This window comes from Comamonas sp. 7D-2, from assembly GCF_022749555.1.
In the GTDB taxonomy this organism is placed as follows: Bacteria; Pseudomonadota; Gammaproteobacteria; order Burkholderiales; family Burkholderiaceae_C; genus Comamonas; species Comamonas thiooxydans.
This window is the reverse complement of the sequence record NZ_CP094238.1, coordinates 5,155,717-5,169,796: the sequence shown is the minus strand read 5'-3', so window position 1 is coordinate 5,169,796 and position 14,080 is coordinate 5,155,717. Positions and strand designations below refer to the sequence as shown.

At 57.7% G+C, this 14,080-nt stretch carries 10 protein-coding genes, 2 tRNA genes, 3 rRNA genes and 1 pseudogene; 6 read left to right on the top strand and 10 right to left on the bottom strand.

Annotated features, from left to right (window positions below; translation table 11 throughout):
* Positions 1–284 precede the first annotated feature (284 nt).
* From MPZ60_RS23825 to rrf, 5 genes are all read left to right on the top strand, one after another.
* A 16S ribosomal RNA gene (locus MPZ60_RS23825) occupies positions 285–1,817 on the top strand.
* A 91-nt stretch (positions 1,818–1,908) separates the two neighbouring features.
* A tRNA-Ile gene (locus MPZ60_RS23820) sits at positions 1,909–1,985 on the top strand.
* Between the two features lie 28 nt (positions 1,986–2,013).
* Positions 2,014–2,089: transfer RNA gene (locus tag MPZ60_RS23815), tRNA-Ala, on the top strand.
* A 366-nt stretch (positions 2,090–2,455) separates the two neighbouring features.
* Positions 2,456–5,333 (top strand): 23S ribosomal RNA (locus MPZ60_RS23810).
* A 165-nt stretch (positions 5,334–5,498) separates the two neighbouring features.
* Positions 5,499–5,611, top strand: a 5S ribosomal RNA gene (gene rrf, locus MPZ60_RS23805).
* The 16S, 23S and 5S rRNA genes sit together here with 2 tRNA genes alongside, the layout of an rRNA operon.
* Positions 5,612–5,894: 283 nt before the next feature.
* On the opposite strand, the gene MPZ60_RS23800 is transcribed toward rrf, so the two are convergent.
* The 9 genes and pseudogenes from MPZ60_RS23800 to MPZ60_RS23760 form a co-directional block, all read right to left on the bottom strand.
* On the bottom strand, positions 5,895–7,451 hold the full coding sequence (locus MPZ60_RS23800; RefSeq protein ID WP_242881682.1) for an IS66 family transposase: 1,557 nt from the start codon (positions 7,449–7,451) through the stop codon (positions 5,895–5,897).
* Between the two features lie 65 nt (positions 7,452–7,516).
* Positions 7,517–7,849 (bottom strand): IS66 family insertion sequence element accessory protein TnpB, encoded by a 333-nt coding sequence (gene tnpB / locus MPZ60_RS23795; protein ID WP_157667094.1) that lies wholly within the window; start codon positions 7,847–7,849, stop codon positions 7,517–7,519.
* Positions 7,846–8,247 (bottom strand): hypothetical protein, encoded by a 402-nt coding sequence (locus MPZ60_RS23790; RefSeq protein WP_242882098.1) that lies wholly within the window; start codon positions 8,245–8,247, stop codon positions 7,846–7,848. The genes tnpB and MPZ60_RS23790 overlap by 4 nt, the downstream gene beginning before the upstream one ends.
* 3 nt (positions 8,248–8,250) lie before the next feature.
* Positions 8,251–8,304, bottom strand: a pseudogene (locus MPZ60_RS23785) (hypothetical protein); the annotation flags it as partial.
* Positions 8,304–9,185 carry a class II glutamine amidotransferase gene (locus MPZ60_RS23780; protein ID WP_242881953.1) on the bottom strand — a complete coding sequence of 294 codons (882 nt, stop codon included), beginning with the start codon at positions 9,183–9,185 and terminating at the stop codon, positions 8,304–8,306. The gene MPZ60_RS23780 and the pseudogene MPZ60_RS23785, both read right to left, overlap by 1 nt.
* A gap of 157 nt (positions 9,186–9,342) precedes the next feature.
* Positions 9,343–9,531, bottom strand: coding sequence for a 4-oxalocrotonate tautomerase (locus MPZ60_RS23775; RefSeq protein WP_003060524.1), 189 nt, complete (start codon positions 9,529–9,531; stop codon positions 9,343–9,345).
* A 102-nt stretch (positions 9,532–9,633) separates the two neighbouring features.
* A complete protein-coding gene (locus MPZ60_RS23770) occupies positions 9,634–9,822 on the bottom strand; it encodes a 4-oxalocrotonate tautomerase (RefSeq protein WP_003060526.1) in 189 nt (62 codons plus the stop codon).
* Positions 9,823–9,876: 54 nt separating this feature from the next.
* On the bottom strand, positions 9,877–10,095 hold the full coding sequence (locus MPZ60_RS23765; RefSeq protein ID WP_034355383.1) for a cysteine-rich CWC family protein: 219 nt from the start codon (positions 10,093–10,095) through the stop codon (positions 9,877–9,879).
* A 191-nt stretch (positions 10,096–10,286) separates the two neighbouring features.
* Positions 10,287–12,476 (bottom strand): malate synthase G, encoded by a 2,190-nt coding sequence (locus MPZ60_RS23760; protein WP_034355254.1) that lies wholly within the window; start codon positions 12,474–12,476, stop codon positions 10,287–10,289.
* A 493-nt stretch (positions 12,477–12,969) separates the two neighbouring features.
* Here MPZ60_RS23760 and MPZ60_RS23755 point away from each other — a divergent pair, with 493 nt between their 5' ends.
* Positions 12,970–13,329 (top strand): hypothetical protein, encoded by a 360-nt coding sequence (locus MPZ60_RS23755; RefSeq protein WP_003068180.1) that lies wholly within the window; start codon positions 12,970–12,972, stop codon positions 13,327–13,329.
* 64 nt (positions 13,330–13,393) lie between these two features.
* Here MPZ60_RS23755 and MPZ60_RS23750 read toward each other — a convergent pair whose 3' ends face one another.
* A complete protein-coding gene (locus tag MPZ60_RS23750; protein ID WP_034355251.1) occupies positions 13,394–14,080 on the bottom strand; it encodes a response regulator transcription factor in 687 nt (228 codons plus the stop codon).

Below are 14,080 nucleotides of genomic sequence, written 5' to 3'. Positions count from 1 at the left end.
TTTGCTAGTCGATCTGAAAGAAATCAGGCGGCAAAGTTGTGATAGAATTCAAGGCTTCGCTGATCGCAGCAAGCAACGAGATTCAAGATCGGTACTTCCGGTTTTGCACTCGGTTCCTTAAAAAATACAGCCGATAAGCGTGGGCGTTTGAGGGCAAGCAGCCAGTTCTTCGGAGCAAACTCTTCGGAGTTATCAAGCGCTCACAAAAACAGTAATGAGGAAGAATTTATTCTTCTTGATTCCGTCAAGTGAGTGAGCAGTCGAAAGACTTTAAATTCAAGATCGAACTATAGAGTTTGATCCTGGCTCAGATTGAACGCTGGCGGCATGCTTTACACATGCAAGTCGAACGGTAACAGGTCTTCGGATGCTGACGAGTGGCGAACGGGTGAGTAATACATCGGAACGTGCCTAGTAGTGGGGGATAACTACTCGAAAGAGTAGCTAATACCGCATGAGATCTACGGATGAAAGCAGGGGACCTTCGGGCCTTGTGCTACTAGAGCGGCTGATGGCAGATTAGGTAGTTGGTGGGGTAAAGGCTTACCAAGCCTGCGATCTGTAGCTGGTCTGAGAGGACGACCAGCCACACTGGGACTGAGACACGGCCCAGACTCCTACGGGAGGCAGCAGTGGGGAATTTTGGACAATGGGCGAAAGCCTGATCCAGCAATGCCGCGTGCAGGATGAAGGCCCTCGGGTTGTAAACTGCTTTTGTACGGAACGAAAAGCCTGGGGCTAATATCCCCGGGTCATGACGGTACCGTAAGAATAAGCACCGGCTAACTACGTGCCAGCAGCCGCGGTAATACGTAGGGTGCAAGCGTTAATCGGAATTACTGGGCGTAAAGCGTGCGCAGGCGGTTTTGTAAGACAGTGGTGAAATCCCCGGGCTCAACCTGGGAACTGCCATTGTGACTGCAAGGCTAGAGTGCGGCAGAGGGGGATGGAATTCCGCGTGTAGCAGTGAAATGCGTAGATATGCGGAGGAACACCGATGGCGAAGGCAATCCCCTGGGCCTGCACTGACGCTCATGCACGAAAGCGTGGGGAGCAAACAGGATTAGATACCCTGGTAGTCCACGCCCTAAACGATGTCAACTGGTTGTTGGGTCTTAACTGACTCAGTAACGAAGCTAACGCGTGAAGTTGACCGCCTGGGGAGTACGGCCGCAAGGTTGAAACTCAAAGGAATTGACGGGGACCCGCACAAGCGGTGGATGATGTGGTTTAATTCGATGCAACGCGAAAAACCTTACCCACCTTTGACATGGCAGGAACTTACCAGAGATGGTTTGGTGCTCGAAAGAGAACCTGCACACAGGTGCTGCATGGCTGTCGTCAGCTCGTGTCGTGAGATGTTGGGTTAAGTCCCGCAACGAGCGCAACCCTTGCCATTAGTTGCTACATTCAGTTGAGCACTCTAATGGGACTGCCGGTGACAAACCGGAGGAAGGTGGGGATGACGTCAAGTCCTCATGGCCCTTATAGGTGGGGCTACACACGTCATACAATGGCTGGTACAAAGGGTTGCCAACCCGCGAGGGGGAGCTAATCCCATAAAGCCAGTCGTAGTCCGGATCGCAGTCTGCAACTCGACTGCGTGAAGTCGGAATCGCTAGTAATCGTGGATCAGAATGTCACGGTGAATACGTTCCCGGGTCTTGTACACACCGCCCGTCACACCATGGGAGCGGGTCTCGCCAGAAGTAGGTAGCCTAACCGCAAGGAGGGCGCTTACCACGGCGGGGTTCGTGACTGGGGTGAAGTCGTAACAAGGTAGCCGTATCGGAAGGTGCGGCTGGATCACCTCCTTTCTGGAAAAATGCTGCTTCAAATTGAACGTCCACACTTATCGGTTGTTGGAACAAGCCAGGTGGCCTGCTGAAAAAGTGGGCTGCGTGGAATGGGTCTGTAGCTCAGCTGGTTAGAGCACTGTGTTGATAACGCAGGGGTCGTTGGTTCGAGCCCAACTAGACCCACCAAGATTCCAATATCTGGTCAGAGGATCCCGGGGGATTAGCTCAGCTGGGAGAGCACCTGCTTTGCAAGCAGGGGGTCGTCGGTTCGATCCCGTCATCCTCCACCAAAAATGATAGCGCTAATGGTGCTATAATCGAAGGCTTCCCAATACAAAAGCAGTCTTGCAAAGACTGCTTTTGTATTGATCGAAACGTCGATCAATTGGCTGTTCTTTAAAAATTCATAGAGTCGAAATCAGCGTTGCTGGTGGAAAGAGTTGAAAAATACTCACCGTGCCGCCAGCAACATTTTGATTGCGTCAAAACAGATATTTTGCGAATGCAAATTTATCTAGTAATGACGAATATTCTCTAAGCTGCATCGAAAGATGCAGCCAAAGATATTCACATTACGGCATAACGCGTGAGGTGCAAGACCTCACCAGTCTTTGAAACCAGGCTTTGATTCTCGCTAAGAGAGTCCAAAGTTATAGGGTCAAGTGACTAAGAGCATATGGTGGATGCCTTGGCGATGATAGGCGACGAAAGACGTGATAGCCTGCGATAAGCTTCGGGGAGCTGGCAAATAAGCTTTGATCCGGAGATTTCTGAATGGGGGAACCCACCTCGCAAGAGGTATCGTGCACTGAATACATAGGTGCACGAAGCGAACCTGGAGAACTGAAACATCTAAGTACCCAGAGGAAAAGACATCAACCGAGATTCCGATAGTAGTGGCGAGCGAATTCGGAAGAGCCTTGCAGTGATAGTCGATCAGTTAACAAAACGGCATGGAAAGGCCGACCATAGTGGGTGATAGTCCCGTATGTGAAAACCGATCGGTGGTACTAGGCTGCAGACAAGTAGGGCGGGGCACGAGAAACCCTGTCTGAATATGGGGGGACCATCCTCCAAGGCTAAATACTCATCATCGACCGATAGTGAACCAGTACCGTGAGGGAAAGGCGAAAAGAACCCCGGGAGGGGAGTGAAATAGATCCTGAAACCGTATGCTTACAAAAAGTCGGAGCCCTTAGGGGTGACGGCGTACCTTTTGTATAATGGGTCAGCGACTTACATTCAGTGGCAAGCTTAACCGAATAGGGGAGGCGAAGAGAAATCGAGTCCGAATAGGGCGACTAGTCGCTGGGTGTAGACCCGAAACCAAGTGATCTATCCATGGCCAGGATGAAGGTGCCGTAACAGGTACTGGAGGTCCGAACCCACTAATGTTGCAAAATTAGGGGATGAGCTGTGGATAGGGGTGAAAGGCTAAACAAACTTGGAAATAGCTGGTTCTCTCCGAAAACTATTTAGGTAGTGCCTCAAGTATTACCGTCGGGGGTAGAGCACTGTTTAGGCTAGGGGGTCATGGCGACTTACCAAACCTATGCAAACTCCGAATACCGACGAGTACAGCTTGGGAGACAGAGCACCGGGTGCTAACGTCCGGACTCAAGAGGGAAACAACCCAGACCGCCAGCTAAGGTCCCTAAAATTGGCTAAGTGGGAAACGAAGTGGGAAGGCTAAAACAGTCAGGATGTTGGCTTAGAAGCAGCCATCATTTAAAGAAAGCGTAATAGCTCACTGATCGAGTCGTCCTGCGCGGAAGATGTAACGGGGCTAAGCCAGTTACCGAAGCTGCGGATGCACAGTTTACTGTGCGTGGTAGGAGAGCGTTCTGTAAGCCTGTGAAGGTGTCTGGTAACGGATGCTGGAGGTATCAGAAGTGCGAATGCTGACATGAGTAGCGTTAAAGGGGGTGAAAAGCCCCCTCGCCGTAAGCGCAAGGTTTCCTACGCAACGTTCATCGGCGTAGGGTGAGTCGGCCCCTAAGGCGAGGCAGAGATGCGTAGCTGATGGGAAACAGGTCAATATTCCTGTACCGATCAATAGTGCGATGTGGGGACGGAGAAGGTTAGCTCAGCCAACTGTTGGATATGTTGGTTCAAGCGTGTAGTCGTGCTCTTTAGGCAAATCCGGAGAGCTAAGATGAGGCGTGATAACGAGTCTGCTTGCAGACGAAGTGAGTGATACCCTGCTTCCAGGAAAAGCCACTAAGCTTCAGCTATTGACGACCGTACCGCAAACCGACACTGGTGCGCGAGATGAGTATTCTAAGGCGCTTGAGAGAACTCAGGAGAAGGAACTCGGCAAATTGACACCGTAACTTCGGGAGAAGGTGTACCCCAAGTAAGTGAAGTTGTACAAATGGAGCTCAAAGGGGTTGCAAAAAATTGGTGGCTGCGACTGTTTAATAAAAACACAGCACTCTGCAAACACGAAAGTGGACGTATAGGGTGTGACGCCTGCCCGGTGCTGGAAGATTAAATGATGGGGTGCAAGCTCTTGATTGAAGTCCCAGTAAACGGCGGCCGTAACTATAACGGTCCTAAGGTAGCGAAATTCCTTGTCGGGTAAGTTCCGACCTGCACGAATGGCGTAACGATGGCCACACTGTCTCCTCCTGAGACTCAGCGAAGTTGAAATGTTTGTGATGATGCAATCTCCCCGCGGAAAGACGGAAAGACCCCATGAACCTTTACTGTAGCTTTGTATTGGACTTTGAACGGATCTGTGTAGGATAGGTGGGAGGCTTTGAAGTGCGGTCGCTAGATCGCATGGAGCCGACGTTGAAATACCACCCTGGTGCGTTTGAGGTTCTAACCTGGATCCATTATCTGGATCGGGGACAGTGCATGGTAGGCAGTTTGACTGGGGCGGTCTCCTCCCAAAGCGTAACGGAGGAGTTCGAAGGTACGCTAGTTACGGTCGGACATCGTGACGATAGTGCAATGGCATAAGCGTGCTTAACTGCGAGACTGACAAGTCGAGCAGATGCGAAAGCAGGACATAGTGATCCGGTGGTTCTGTATGGAAGGGCCATCGCTCAACGGATAAAAGGTACTCTGGGGATAACAGGCTGATACCGCCCAAGAGTTCATATCGACGGCGGTGTTTGGCACCTCGATGTCGGCTCATCTCATCCTGGGGCTGTAGTCGGTCCCAAGGGTATGGCTGTTCGCCATTTAAAGAGGTACGTGAGCTGGGTTTAAAACGTCGTGAGACAGTTTGGTCCCTATCTTCCGTGGGCGCTGCAGATTTGAGGAAGCCTGCTCCTAGTACGAGAGGACCGGAGTGGACACACCTCTGGTGTACCTGTTGTCACGCCAGTGGCATCGCAGGGTAGCTAAGTGTGGAAGAGATAACCGCTGAAAGCATCTAAGCGGGAAACTCGTTTCAAGATGAGATCTGCCGGGGCCTTGAGCCCCCTGAAGGGTCGTTGTAGACCACGACGTTGATAGGCTGGGTGTGGAAGCGCAGTAATGCGTTAAGCTAACCAGTACTAATTGCCCGTGCGGCTTGACCCTATAACTTTGGGTAAGCCTGGAAAATGAAAGACAGAACGCAAGTTCTAGTTATGCCGAAAAGGCGCAATCGAAAAGCTGATTGAAGACTCTATGAATTCGTTGGATTGAAGGTGAGCGAGATTAAGAAGTTAATCGAGGCGCTGTCAATCTGACAAAAAGTTTATGCCTGATGACCATAGCAAGTTGGTACCACTCCTTCCCATCCCGAACAGGACAGTGAAACGACTTTGCGCCGATGATAGTGCGGGTTCCCGTGTGAAAGTAGGTCATCGTCAGGCTCTTACAGTGAAAACCCCGTAGTCGAAAGATTACGGGGTTTTTTATTGGGCGCTTCGAAACGAGGAGCGCTTGCCGCAGGGTGTCAAAGCATTCCGGCTACAAAAATACCGGAACCCCATAAAAAGAGAGCGCCTGGCGCTCTCTTTTTATTCTTCAGCAGTCAGCCTGAAGCACTTCAGTATGGTGCGGCCTGGCCATGCACAAACACGCGCAGCTCGCCGTTCTGGAAGGTAAGCGCACGGCAAACCCATGTTGACCGCAGATGGCTACCATGGCTGACGATCAGATGTCGGTGGGCTGCCAGCGGTGCGGCAAGAGCTCGTCGATACGGCTGGCCTTGTGCGTGGGCAGCCTGGTGAGCACGTCCTGTAGGTAGGCATAGGGGTCATGCCCGTTCATGCGTGCCGACTGCACCAGACTCATCACCGCCGCCGCACGCTGGCCCGCGCGCAGGCTGCCGGCGAACAGCCAGTTGTTGCGTCCAATGGCAATCGGCCGGATCTGGTTTTCGATCCAGTTGTTGTCCACGGGCAGTTGCCCGTCATCAACGAAGCGCGTCAGTGCAGTCCAGCGCCGCAGGCTGTAATCCAGGGCCCTGGCAGTCGCCGAGCTGTCTGGCAGCTTTTGCCGCTGCAATGTCATCCACTGGTGTAACGCATCCAGGATCGGCTTGGTGTGCTGCTGACGAATGGCTTTGCGTTGATCGGCGTTCAGCTCCTTGACCTCGCGCTCGATGTCGTAAACCTTGGCGAACTGCTCCAGCGCGAACCCGGCAAGCTGGCTTTTGTTCGCCGCATGCAAGTCAAAGAATTTGCGCCGGGCGTGCGCCAGGCAGCCCACCTCGGTCACACCGTTGGCGATCGTGGCTTTGTAACCAGCAAAGTCGTCGCAGACCAGTGCCCCCTTCCAATCGCCCAGGAAGTGGCGCGCATGCTCGCCCGCTCTTGACTCGCAGAAGTCGTACACCACGGCCTTCATGTCTTCGAAGGCGCCTGGTGCGTAAGCCCACAGGTAAGCCCGGTGGGTGCTGCCTTTGCCAGGCTTGAGCATTTGCACCGGCGTCTCGTCGGCGTGCAGCACGCTGCGGCTGAGTATCTCCGCCTTGAGCGCATCGACCAGCGGTTGCAGTCGCACGCCACAGGTGCCCACCCACTGCGCCAGGGTGGAGCGAGGCAGGCCCAAGCCTGCGCGAGCAAAGATGGCTTCCTGACGGTACAGGGGCAGGTGGTCGGCGTACTTGGCCACCAGCACCTGGGCCAGCAGGCCCGCAGTCGGGATGCCCTTGTCGATCACATGCGCCTCGACCGGCACCTGGGTGATGGTCTCGCACTTGGCGCAGGCCCACTTGCCACGGATGTGGCGCTCCACCGTGAACACGCCGGGCACATAGTCCAGCTTTTCGGCCACGTCTTCACCGATGCGCTTCATCGCACAACCACAGGCGCAGGTAGTCAACTCAGGCTCGTGGCGGATCTCGCGCCGCGGCAGGTTGGCCGGCAGCGGCTGGCGCTTGGGTTGTTGTTTGGCTTGGGGCGCTGGCGCAGGCGGCTGCAGTTGCTCGATCTCGACGGCGACCGCTGCCAGGTCGGCCTCGATCTCGTCTTCAAGCAGGCTGCGCTGCTCGGCGTTGAAGCGCTCGGACTGGGCCGCGAACTTCATGCGCTTCAAGAGCGCGTTCTCGTGGGTGAGCTTGGCGTTGAGCGCCTGGCTGTGCTTGAGTTCGGTTTGGTGGCGGGCGATTTGCGCGTCCTTGTCGCTCACGTGGCCCATGAGGCTGGCAACCATCTCGCGCAGTTGCTCTGCGCTGAGATTGTTCAGGGATTGTTGCTGCACCACCATGGCAGCCAGTGTGCCAAGGAAGGCCCTGCGCTGCCATGCGCAGATCCACCGATTGCGCGCCGGCTTCAGACCATGGTGATAATGCCGGCGTTTCCCATGCGTTGCCAGGGCAGGCCCAGCACCAGGGCGTCAAGCTGGACAGGCTCCAACTGCCACTGCTCATTGCCTGGCGCCGGCCAGACGAACTTCCCCTGGTGCAGGCGGCGAGCGGCCAGCCAGATGCCGATGCCGTCGTGCACCAGCACCTTGATGCGGTTGGCGCGTCTGTTGGCGAACAGGTAGGCGTGATGAGGGTGGGCAGCACCGAACACGCTGACCACCCGGGCCAGCGCCGTGTCGGTGCCGGCGCGCATGTCCAGCGGGGCCGTGGCAAGCCAGGCAGCGTCGATACGGATCATTGCCGCAGCACCTGGAGCAAACCCTGCAATGCGCGGGAACACTCGCCAGCAGCGGCCACCGGCCAATTGACCGTCACGAGGGTGCCGTGATGACAGCACTCGATGCGGATGTCTGATGAGGGAGTTGCCGATGCAGCACTTGGGGCAGCTTGCGCACCCGCTGGCTGAGGCCCCATCGCCGGCGAGCCCAGCGTCATCGCGATGAAGGCGGGCACGGTGCTGGCATGAGGCAGATGCGCCGGGGCACGAACAGGCTGTGCATTGGCCATTGGCTCAGCCGCTGCATCGTCGCAGTGCGGGGCGATGCCGGACGCCACAGCATGCGCGGTATCGCAGGTGGGCTGGTGAAGGCCCAGACGATGCTCCTTGAGCCAGCGATGCAGCACATTGGCATTCATGCCATGTTCACGTGCTGTGGCGGCAATTGATGCGCCGGGCTGCTGGCACGCGGCGATCAGTTCAACCTTGAATTGCGCGCTGTAGACCCGGCGTGTGCGGGGGACACGGGAGCGCGAGTTGGGGATCTCTTGAGACATGGTGTGCACGATGGTTTACGTGGACACGATGGTGCTTGCAATTGCTCATTCGGGGTAGATGGGGTGGCCGGACGGATACTCTGGAAGGGAGTCCACTGCTCGTTCTGTGTCAGAGGGGCGGTGACGATGATGGCCACCTTGTCCTGGGGGGTGGTTTCGCGGGAGAAGTCCACGCTGAGATCCTCGTCGGACAGCTGTGCCTGGGTGAAGGGATGTCTACGCTCGATGTAGCAGAGGTGGGTCGTGGCATGGGCCCAGAGCGCCTCGCCGTTGGAGAGCAGGAAGTTGAACGTGCCGTGCGGTGCGATCTTCGCGGCCAGCTCGCGCAGGGTGTGGGTCAGCTCTTCGATGCTGGGCACGCCCGCATGGGACTTCCACAGCTCCTGCATGATCCAGCAGAAGGCCTGCTCGCTGTCCGTGTTGCCAATGGGCTGGAAGTGGGCGTGCAGCTTGGGGGCAAAGTTCTTGAGATCGCCGTTGTGCGCGAAGACCCAGTTGCGTCCCCAGAGCTCGCGCACAAAGGGATGGCAGTTCTGCAGGCTGACCACGCCCTGGGTGGCCTTGCGGATATGGGCGATGACGTTGGTGCTCTTGATCGGGTATTCGCGGATGAGCTTGGCGATCTGGGAGTCGACGGCGCGTTCGTGATCGACGAAGTGGCGCAGGCCCTTGTCTTCGAAGAAGGCGATGCCCCAGCCGTCTGTGTGGTCGCCGGTGTTGCCTGCGCGCTGCGTGAAGCCTGAGAAGCTAAAGCGCACATCGGTAGGCGTGTTGCAGTTCATTCCAAGCAGCTGGCACATGGCTTCGTCATATCTTTCAAGCAAAAAAGCTTTATAGCCCAAGAATCTATGGATGATTTCGTCAATGATGGTGCTGCATGGCAGAGATCGTCAACCGCTGCCAAGCCAGCATGAAAAAAGCAGCCTAAGCTGCTTTGCGCAAGAGGGCGGCGATGGCCTATTCGCGGTCCAGCCAGAGCTTGCCGCCGGTGGCCCAGTCGTGACGCTTGATGTCGGTGATGATGATGTCCACCGATTCGGGCGAGCCGCCCAGCACTTCAACGCTGACGCGGGTGATTTCTTCGACCAGCTTGCGCTTTTGTTCGACGGTACGGCCTTCCATCATTTCGACATGGTAGGTGGGCATGTGCAGGTTTCCTTGCTGGCTTGGGGTTGGGAAAAGAGGCCCATCATAAGGCCGGGCTGGCCAAGAGCCGTCCCAGGACGGCCTCGGCCGCGTGCGGGTCGGTCAGCTTTGCTCCGACCAGAGCTTGCCGCCGGTGGCCCAGTTGTGGCGCGGCACGTCGGTGATGATGATGTCCACGGACTCGGGGGCACTGCCCAGCACCTCGGTGGTCACGCGGGTGATTTCTTCGGCCAGCTTGCGCTTTTGTTCAACGCTGCGGCCTTCAAACAGTTCAATGCGATAGGTGGGCATCAAGGTCTCCTTGCTGATGTTGAATGCCCGAGCTGCAAGGCGGTGAGCGCAGGATCAGGCAGGGGTGGAATCGTCGGCGACCGGCCGCGCACAGGCGGGGCAGATGCAGGCCTTGCCACGTGCGTCTGCGGGCAGCCGCTCCAGTGCGTCCGGTGAAACCGGGGCCTGCATGCACCAGCAGCTCTGCGGCGGCAGGCCGGCGCTGATGGCGCACTGGTTGGGCTGGCCGCACAGAGGGCAGCGGCTGGCGTCTATGAGGGGATCGGTGGGCATGGCAGCAGTGTAGAAGCCATACCGCACCACTAGGGCCGTGGCCAAGAAAAATGCACTCGATGTACTGACATGGAGTGCATTTTGATAGCGGATTGCGCAATTGAATCAATGGATTCGGGTGGAAATGTCTTTCAAATCCATTGGTATCAAGCGGGAGCCACTCCTTGTTCAGGAGCGGCCTTGCCCGGCAATCAGGCGCCGGCCTTGACCTTCAGGCGCCAGGCGTGCAGCAGAGGCTCGGTGTAGCCGGAAGGCTGTTCCTTGCCCTTGAACACCAGGTCCAGAGCCGCCTGATAGGCCGCGCCATCGGGATTGGCCACTAGGCTCTTGTAGGCTGCGTCGCCGGCGTTCTGCTCGTCAACGATCTTGGCCATGCGGGCATAGCTGTCGCGCACCATGGCTTCGGTGACGATGCCGTGCTGCAGCCAGTTGGCGATGTGCTGGCTGGAGATGCGCAGCGTGGCGCGGTCTTCCATCAGGCCTACGTTGTGGATGTCGGGCACCTTGGAGCAGCCCACGCCCTGGTCGATCCAGCGCACCACATAGCCGAGGATGCCTTGCACGTTGTTGTCCACTTCCTGCTGCTTTTCCGCATCGGACCAGTTGGGGTTGGTGGACACGGGCACTTGCAGGATGGCGTTCAGCAGTTCGTCGCACTCGGCATCGGCGTTGGGGCTTTCCAGACCCTTTTGCACGTCGGCCACATTGATCTGGTGATAGTGCAGGGCGTGCAGGGTGGCGCCGGTGGGCGAGGGCACCCAGGCGGTGTTGGCACCGGCCTTGGGCTGGGCAATCTTCTGCTCCAGCATGGCCTTCATCAGGTCGGGCATGGCCCACATGCCCTTGCCGATCTGGGCGCGGCCGCGCAGGCCCATGTTCAGGCCGACCAGCACGTTGTTCTTTTCATAGGCGGGCAGCCAGGCGCAGGTCTTCATGTCGGCCTTGCGGACCATGGGGCCGGCATACATGGCGGTGTGCATTTCATCGCCGGTGCGGTCCAGGAAGCCGGTGTTGATGAAGGCCACGCGTGCGGGTGCAGCAGCGATAGCGGCCTTCAGGTTGACAGAAGTGCGACGCTCTTCGTCCATGATGCCGAGCTTGACGGTGTTCTCGGGCAGGCCCAGAACCTTTTCAACGCGGCCGAACAGTTCGTTCGCGAAGGCGGCTTCGGCGGGGCCGTGCATCTTGGGCTTGACGATGTAGACGCTGCCTGTGCGGCTATTGCGGATGCCGTTGGCGCCGCCCTTCAGGTCGTGAATGGCGATGGCGGTAGTCACCAGCGCGTCCATGATGCCTTCGGGGATTTCCTTCTGCTCGGGGCCCCACAGCACGGCGGGGTTGGTCATCAGATGGCCCACGTTGCGCACGAACATCAGCGAGCGGCCGTGCAGCTTCACGGGCTTGCCGTCGGCGCCGGTGTATTCGCGGTCGGGGTTCAGGCCACGGGTCACGATCTTGCCGCCCTTTTCAAAGGACTCGGTCAGCGTGCCCTTCAGAATGCCCAGCCAGTTGGCATAGCCGTTGACCTTGTCTTCGGCATCCACAGCGGCCACGGAGTCTTCCAGATCCAGAATGGTGGACAGAGCGGCCTCGACCACCACATCGGCCACGCCGGCGGCGTCAGTGCTGCCGATGGGGGTGGACTTGTTGATGATGATGTCGATGTGGATGCCGTTGTTCTTGAGCAGCACCGATTTGGGAGCCGCAGCATCGCCCTGGTAGCCGATGAACTTGGCTTCGTCCTTCAGGCTGGTCTTGCTGCCGTCCTTCAGGGACACGACCAGCTTGCCGCCTTCGACGGCGTAGCCGGTGGAGTCCTTGTGCGAGCCCGAGGCCAGGGGCACGGCCTGATCGAGGAAGTTGCGTGCGAATGCGATGACCTTGGCGCCGCGCACGGGGTTGTAGCCCTTGCCCTTCTCGGCGCCGCCTTCTTCGCTGATGGCGTCCGTGCCATACAGCGCGTCGTACAGCGAGCCCCAGCGGGCGTTGGCGGCGTTCAGCGCGTAGCGGGCGTTCAGAATGGGCACCACCAGCTGGGGGCCGGCCTGAATGGCCAGTTCGGCGTCGACGTTTTCGGTCGTGGCCTTGGCGTCCTTGGGAGACTCCACCAGATAGCCGATGCTGGTCAGAAACTGGCGGTAGGCCGCCATGTCGGCGATGGGGCCGGGGTTGGCCTTGTGCCAGGTATCGAGCTGCGTCTGCAGGCGATCGCGCTCGGCCAGCAGGGCTGCGTTCTTGGGCGCCAGATCGGCCACGATGGCGTCGAAGCCCTTCCAGTAGGTGTCCTGGTCCACGCCCGTGCCAGGCAGCACTTGCGTGTTCACAAAGTTGTACAGCTCGGTGGCGACTTGCAGGCCGTGGACTTGGGTGCGATCAGTCATTGGAAACCTCTGGTTGTGATGTCTCGGGATTCAGGAGTCGTTGCCCATCACGGGCAGCATGTGGGGAGACTGTATTTGAATTTTTTGAGTACATAAATAGCCTAAATAGTTCAGAACTCATGATGTTTTTATATGGAGTTCCTGGAATTTATGCGTTTTACGTACCAAAGGCGCCAGAGTTCGTCAGTTCTGACCGGTATGCGCGGCGGCTGCGGCGGTGACGGGCTCAGCAATAGATGGCAGAGCCTGAAGGAGGCGGCGCGAGGTTTCTCCCGAAGCAATAGCTTCAATCGCTTGCCAGGCCTGAGCTGGCGGCAGATTGGACGGTGTTTTCACGTGTCTAATCTTTGTTCCTGAAGTAAGTGCATGCAATCAAATGACAAGGCTTTGTCTGTCATAAGTCGATATCCGCGCTCAGAAATGATTTGTTAATCTTGAAACAAATTGAGCATCTTCCGATATCGGCCAGCCAATCTTTACCAAGGAGCTCCTGATGGCGAATCTGAACGAAAGCCTGCAAGATCTGATGACCCTGGATGGCGCCATGTGCGCGGCAGTGGTGGATTACAACAGCGGCATGCTGTTGGGCAGCATAGGTTCCGGCGTGGACCTGGAGCTGGCTGCCGCAGGCAATACCGAAGTGGTGCGCGCCAAGATGAAGACCATGAAGTCCCTGGGTCTGAACGACAGCATCGAAGACATTCTGATCACCCTGGGCAAGCAGTATCACATCCTGCGCCCTGCCGAGAAGATCAACGGCATCTTCATCTACTACGTGCTGGACAACGGCCGTGCCAACCTGGCCCTGGCCAGGCGCAAGGTCTCGGATGTGGAGTCCAAGTTCGTCATGTGATTCAGCCGGTCTGAAGACGCGCAACGGGCCTGGAGGCCCGTTCTTGTTTTTCGCGCCGAATTGATCAGGCCGCGATCAAGGGGGCGCGGAACTGGTAGCCCACTTTCTGCTGGGACTGCAGCGGCACGGCCACGGGCGTCGCCTTTTCGATGCGGCGGCGCAGGCGGTAGATGGTGGCGTGCAGGTTGTTGTCGGACTCGGCTGCGCTGGTATGGGTCAGCAGGCTGCGGATATGGTCGCGGCTGACGGTTTCGCCCTGGGCCTGCAAAAAGCACTCCATCAATATCAGGTCGGTGGCGCCCAGCTCCACGCTCTGGCCATCGGGGGCGGTCAGCAGACTGCGGCGGCTGTCCAGCTTCCAGGCCGTGGCCGTCCGGGCCGTGGTCATGATGCGCCGGTGCACGGCGCGAACGGCCAGTTCCACCTGCTCGAAGGTCACGGGCTTGGTCAGATACATATCTGCACCGGCGTTGATGACTTCGGCAAACACTTCGGGCCCCAGGCGCCCCGAGACAATCAGCACGCCGGCCTGGCTGCGCTTGCGGATGATGCGCAGCAGCTCGGTGCCAGCCACCCCGGGCAGCATCAGGTCCAGCACATAGAAATCAAATCGATAGGGTGCGTCGTCGGTCAGCAGGTCGCTGCTGTCGCTGTATGCCGTGACCTCCACGCCCTGGCCGCGCAGATGCTGGGCCAGAAATTCGCAGTACTCGGTGTCGTCGTCGACCAGGGCAAGAGTGGCAGGCAGCAT

Coding starts and splice junctions, on each gene's coding strand:
- MPZ60_RS23800 (WP_242881682.1), bottom strand. CDS start 7,451: ATGGTGGTGCAGCAACAATCCCTGAACAATCTCAGCGCAGAGCAACTG.
- tnpB (WP_157667094.1), bottom strand. CDS start 7,849: ATGATCCGTATCGACGCTGCCTGGCTTGCCACGGCCCCGCTGGACATG.
- MPZ60_RS23790 (WP_242882098.1), bottom strand. CDS start 8,247: ATGAATGCCAATGTGCTGCATCGCTGGCTCAAGGAGCATCGTCTGGGC.
- MPZ60_RS23780 (WP_242881953.1), bottom strand. CDS start 9,185: ATGTGCCAGCTGCTTGGAATGAACTGCAACACGCCTACCGATGTGCGC.
- MPZ60_RS23775 (WP_003060524.1), bottom strand. CDS start 9,531: ATGCCCACCTACCATGTCGAAATGATGGAAGGCCGTACCGTCGAACAA.
- MPZ60_RS23770 (WP_003060526.1), bottom strand. CDS start 9,822: ATGCCCACCTATCGCATTGAACTGTTTGAAGGCCGCAGCGTTGAACAA.
- MPZ60_RS23765 (WP_034355383.1), bottom strand. CDS start 10,095: ATGCCCACCGATCCCCTCATAGACGCCAGCCGCTGCCCTCTGTGCGGC.
- MPZ60_RS23760 (WP_034355254.1), bottom strand. CDS start 12,476: ATGACTGATCGCACCCAAGTCCACGGCCTGCAAGTCGCCACCGAGCTG.
- MPZ60_RS23755 (WP_003068180.1), top strand. CDS start 12,970: ATGGCGAATCTGAACGAAAGCCTGCAAGATCTGATGACCCTGGATGGC.
- MPZ60_RS23750 (WP_034355251.1), bottom strand. CDS start 14,080: ATGCTGCCTGCCACTCTTGCCCTGGTCGACGACGACACCGAGTACTGC.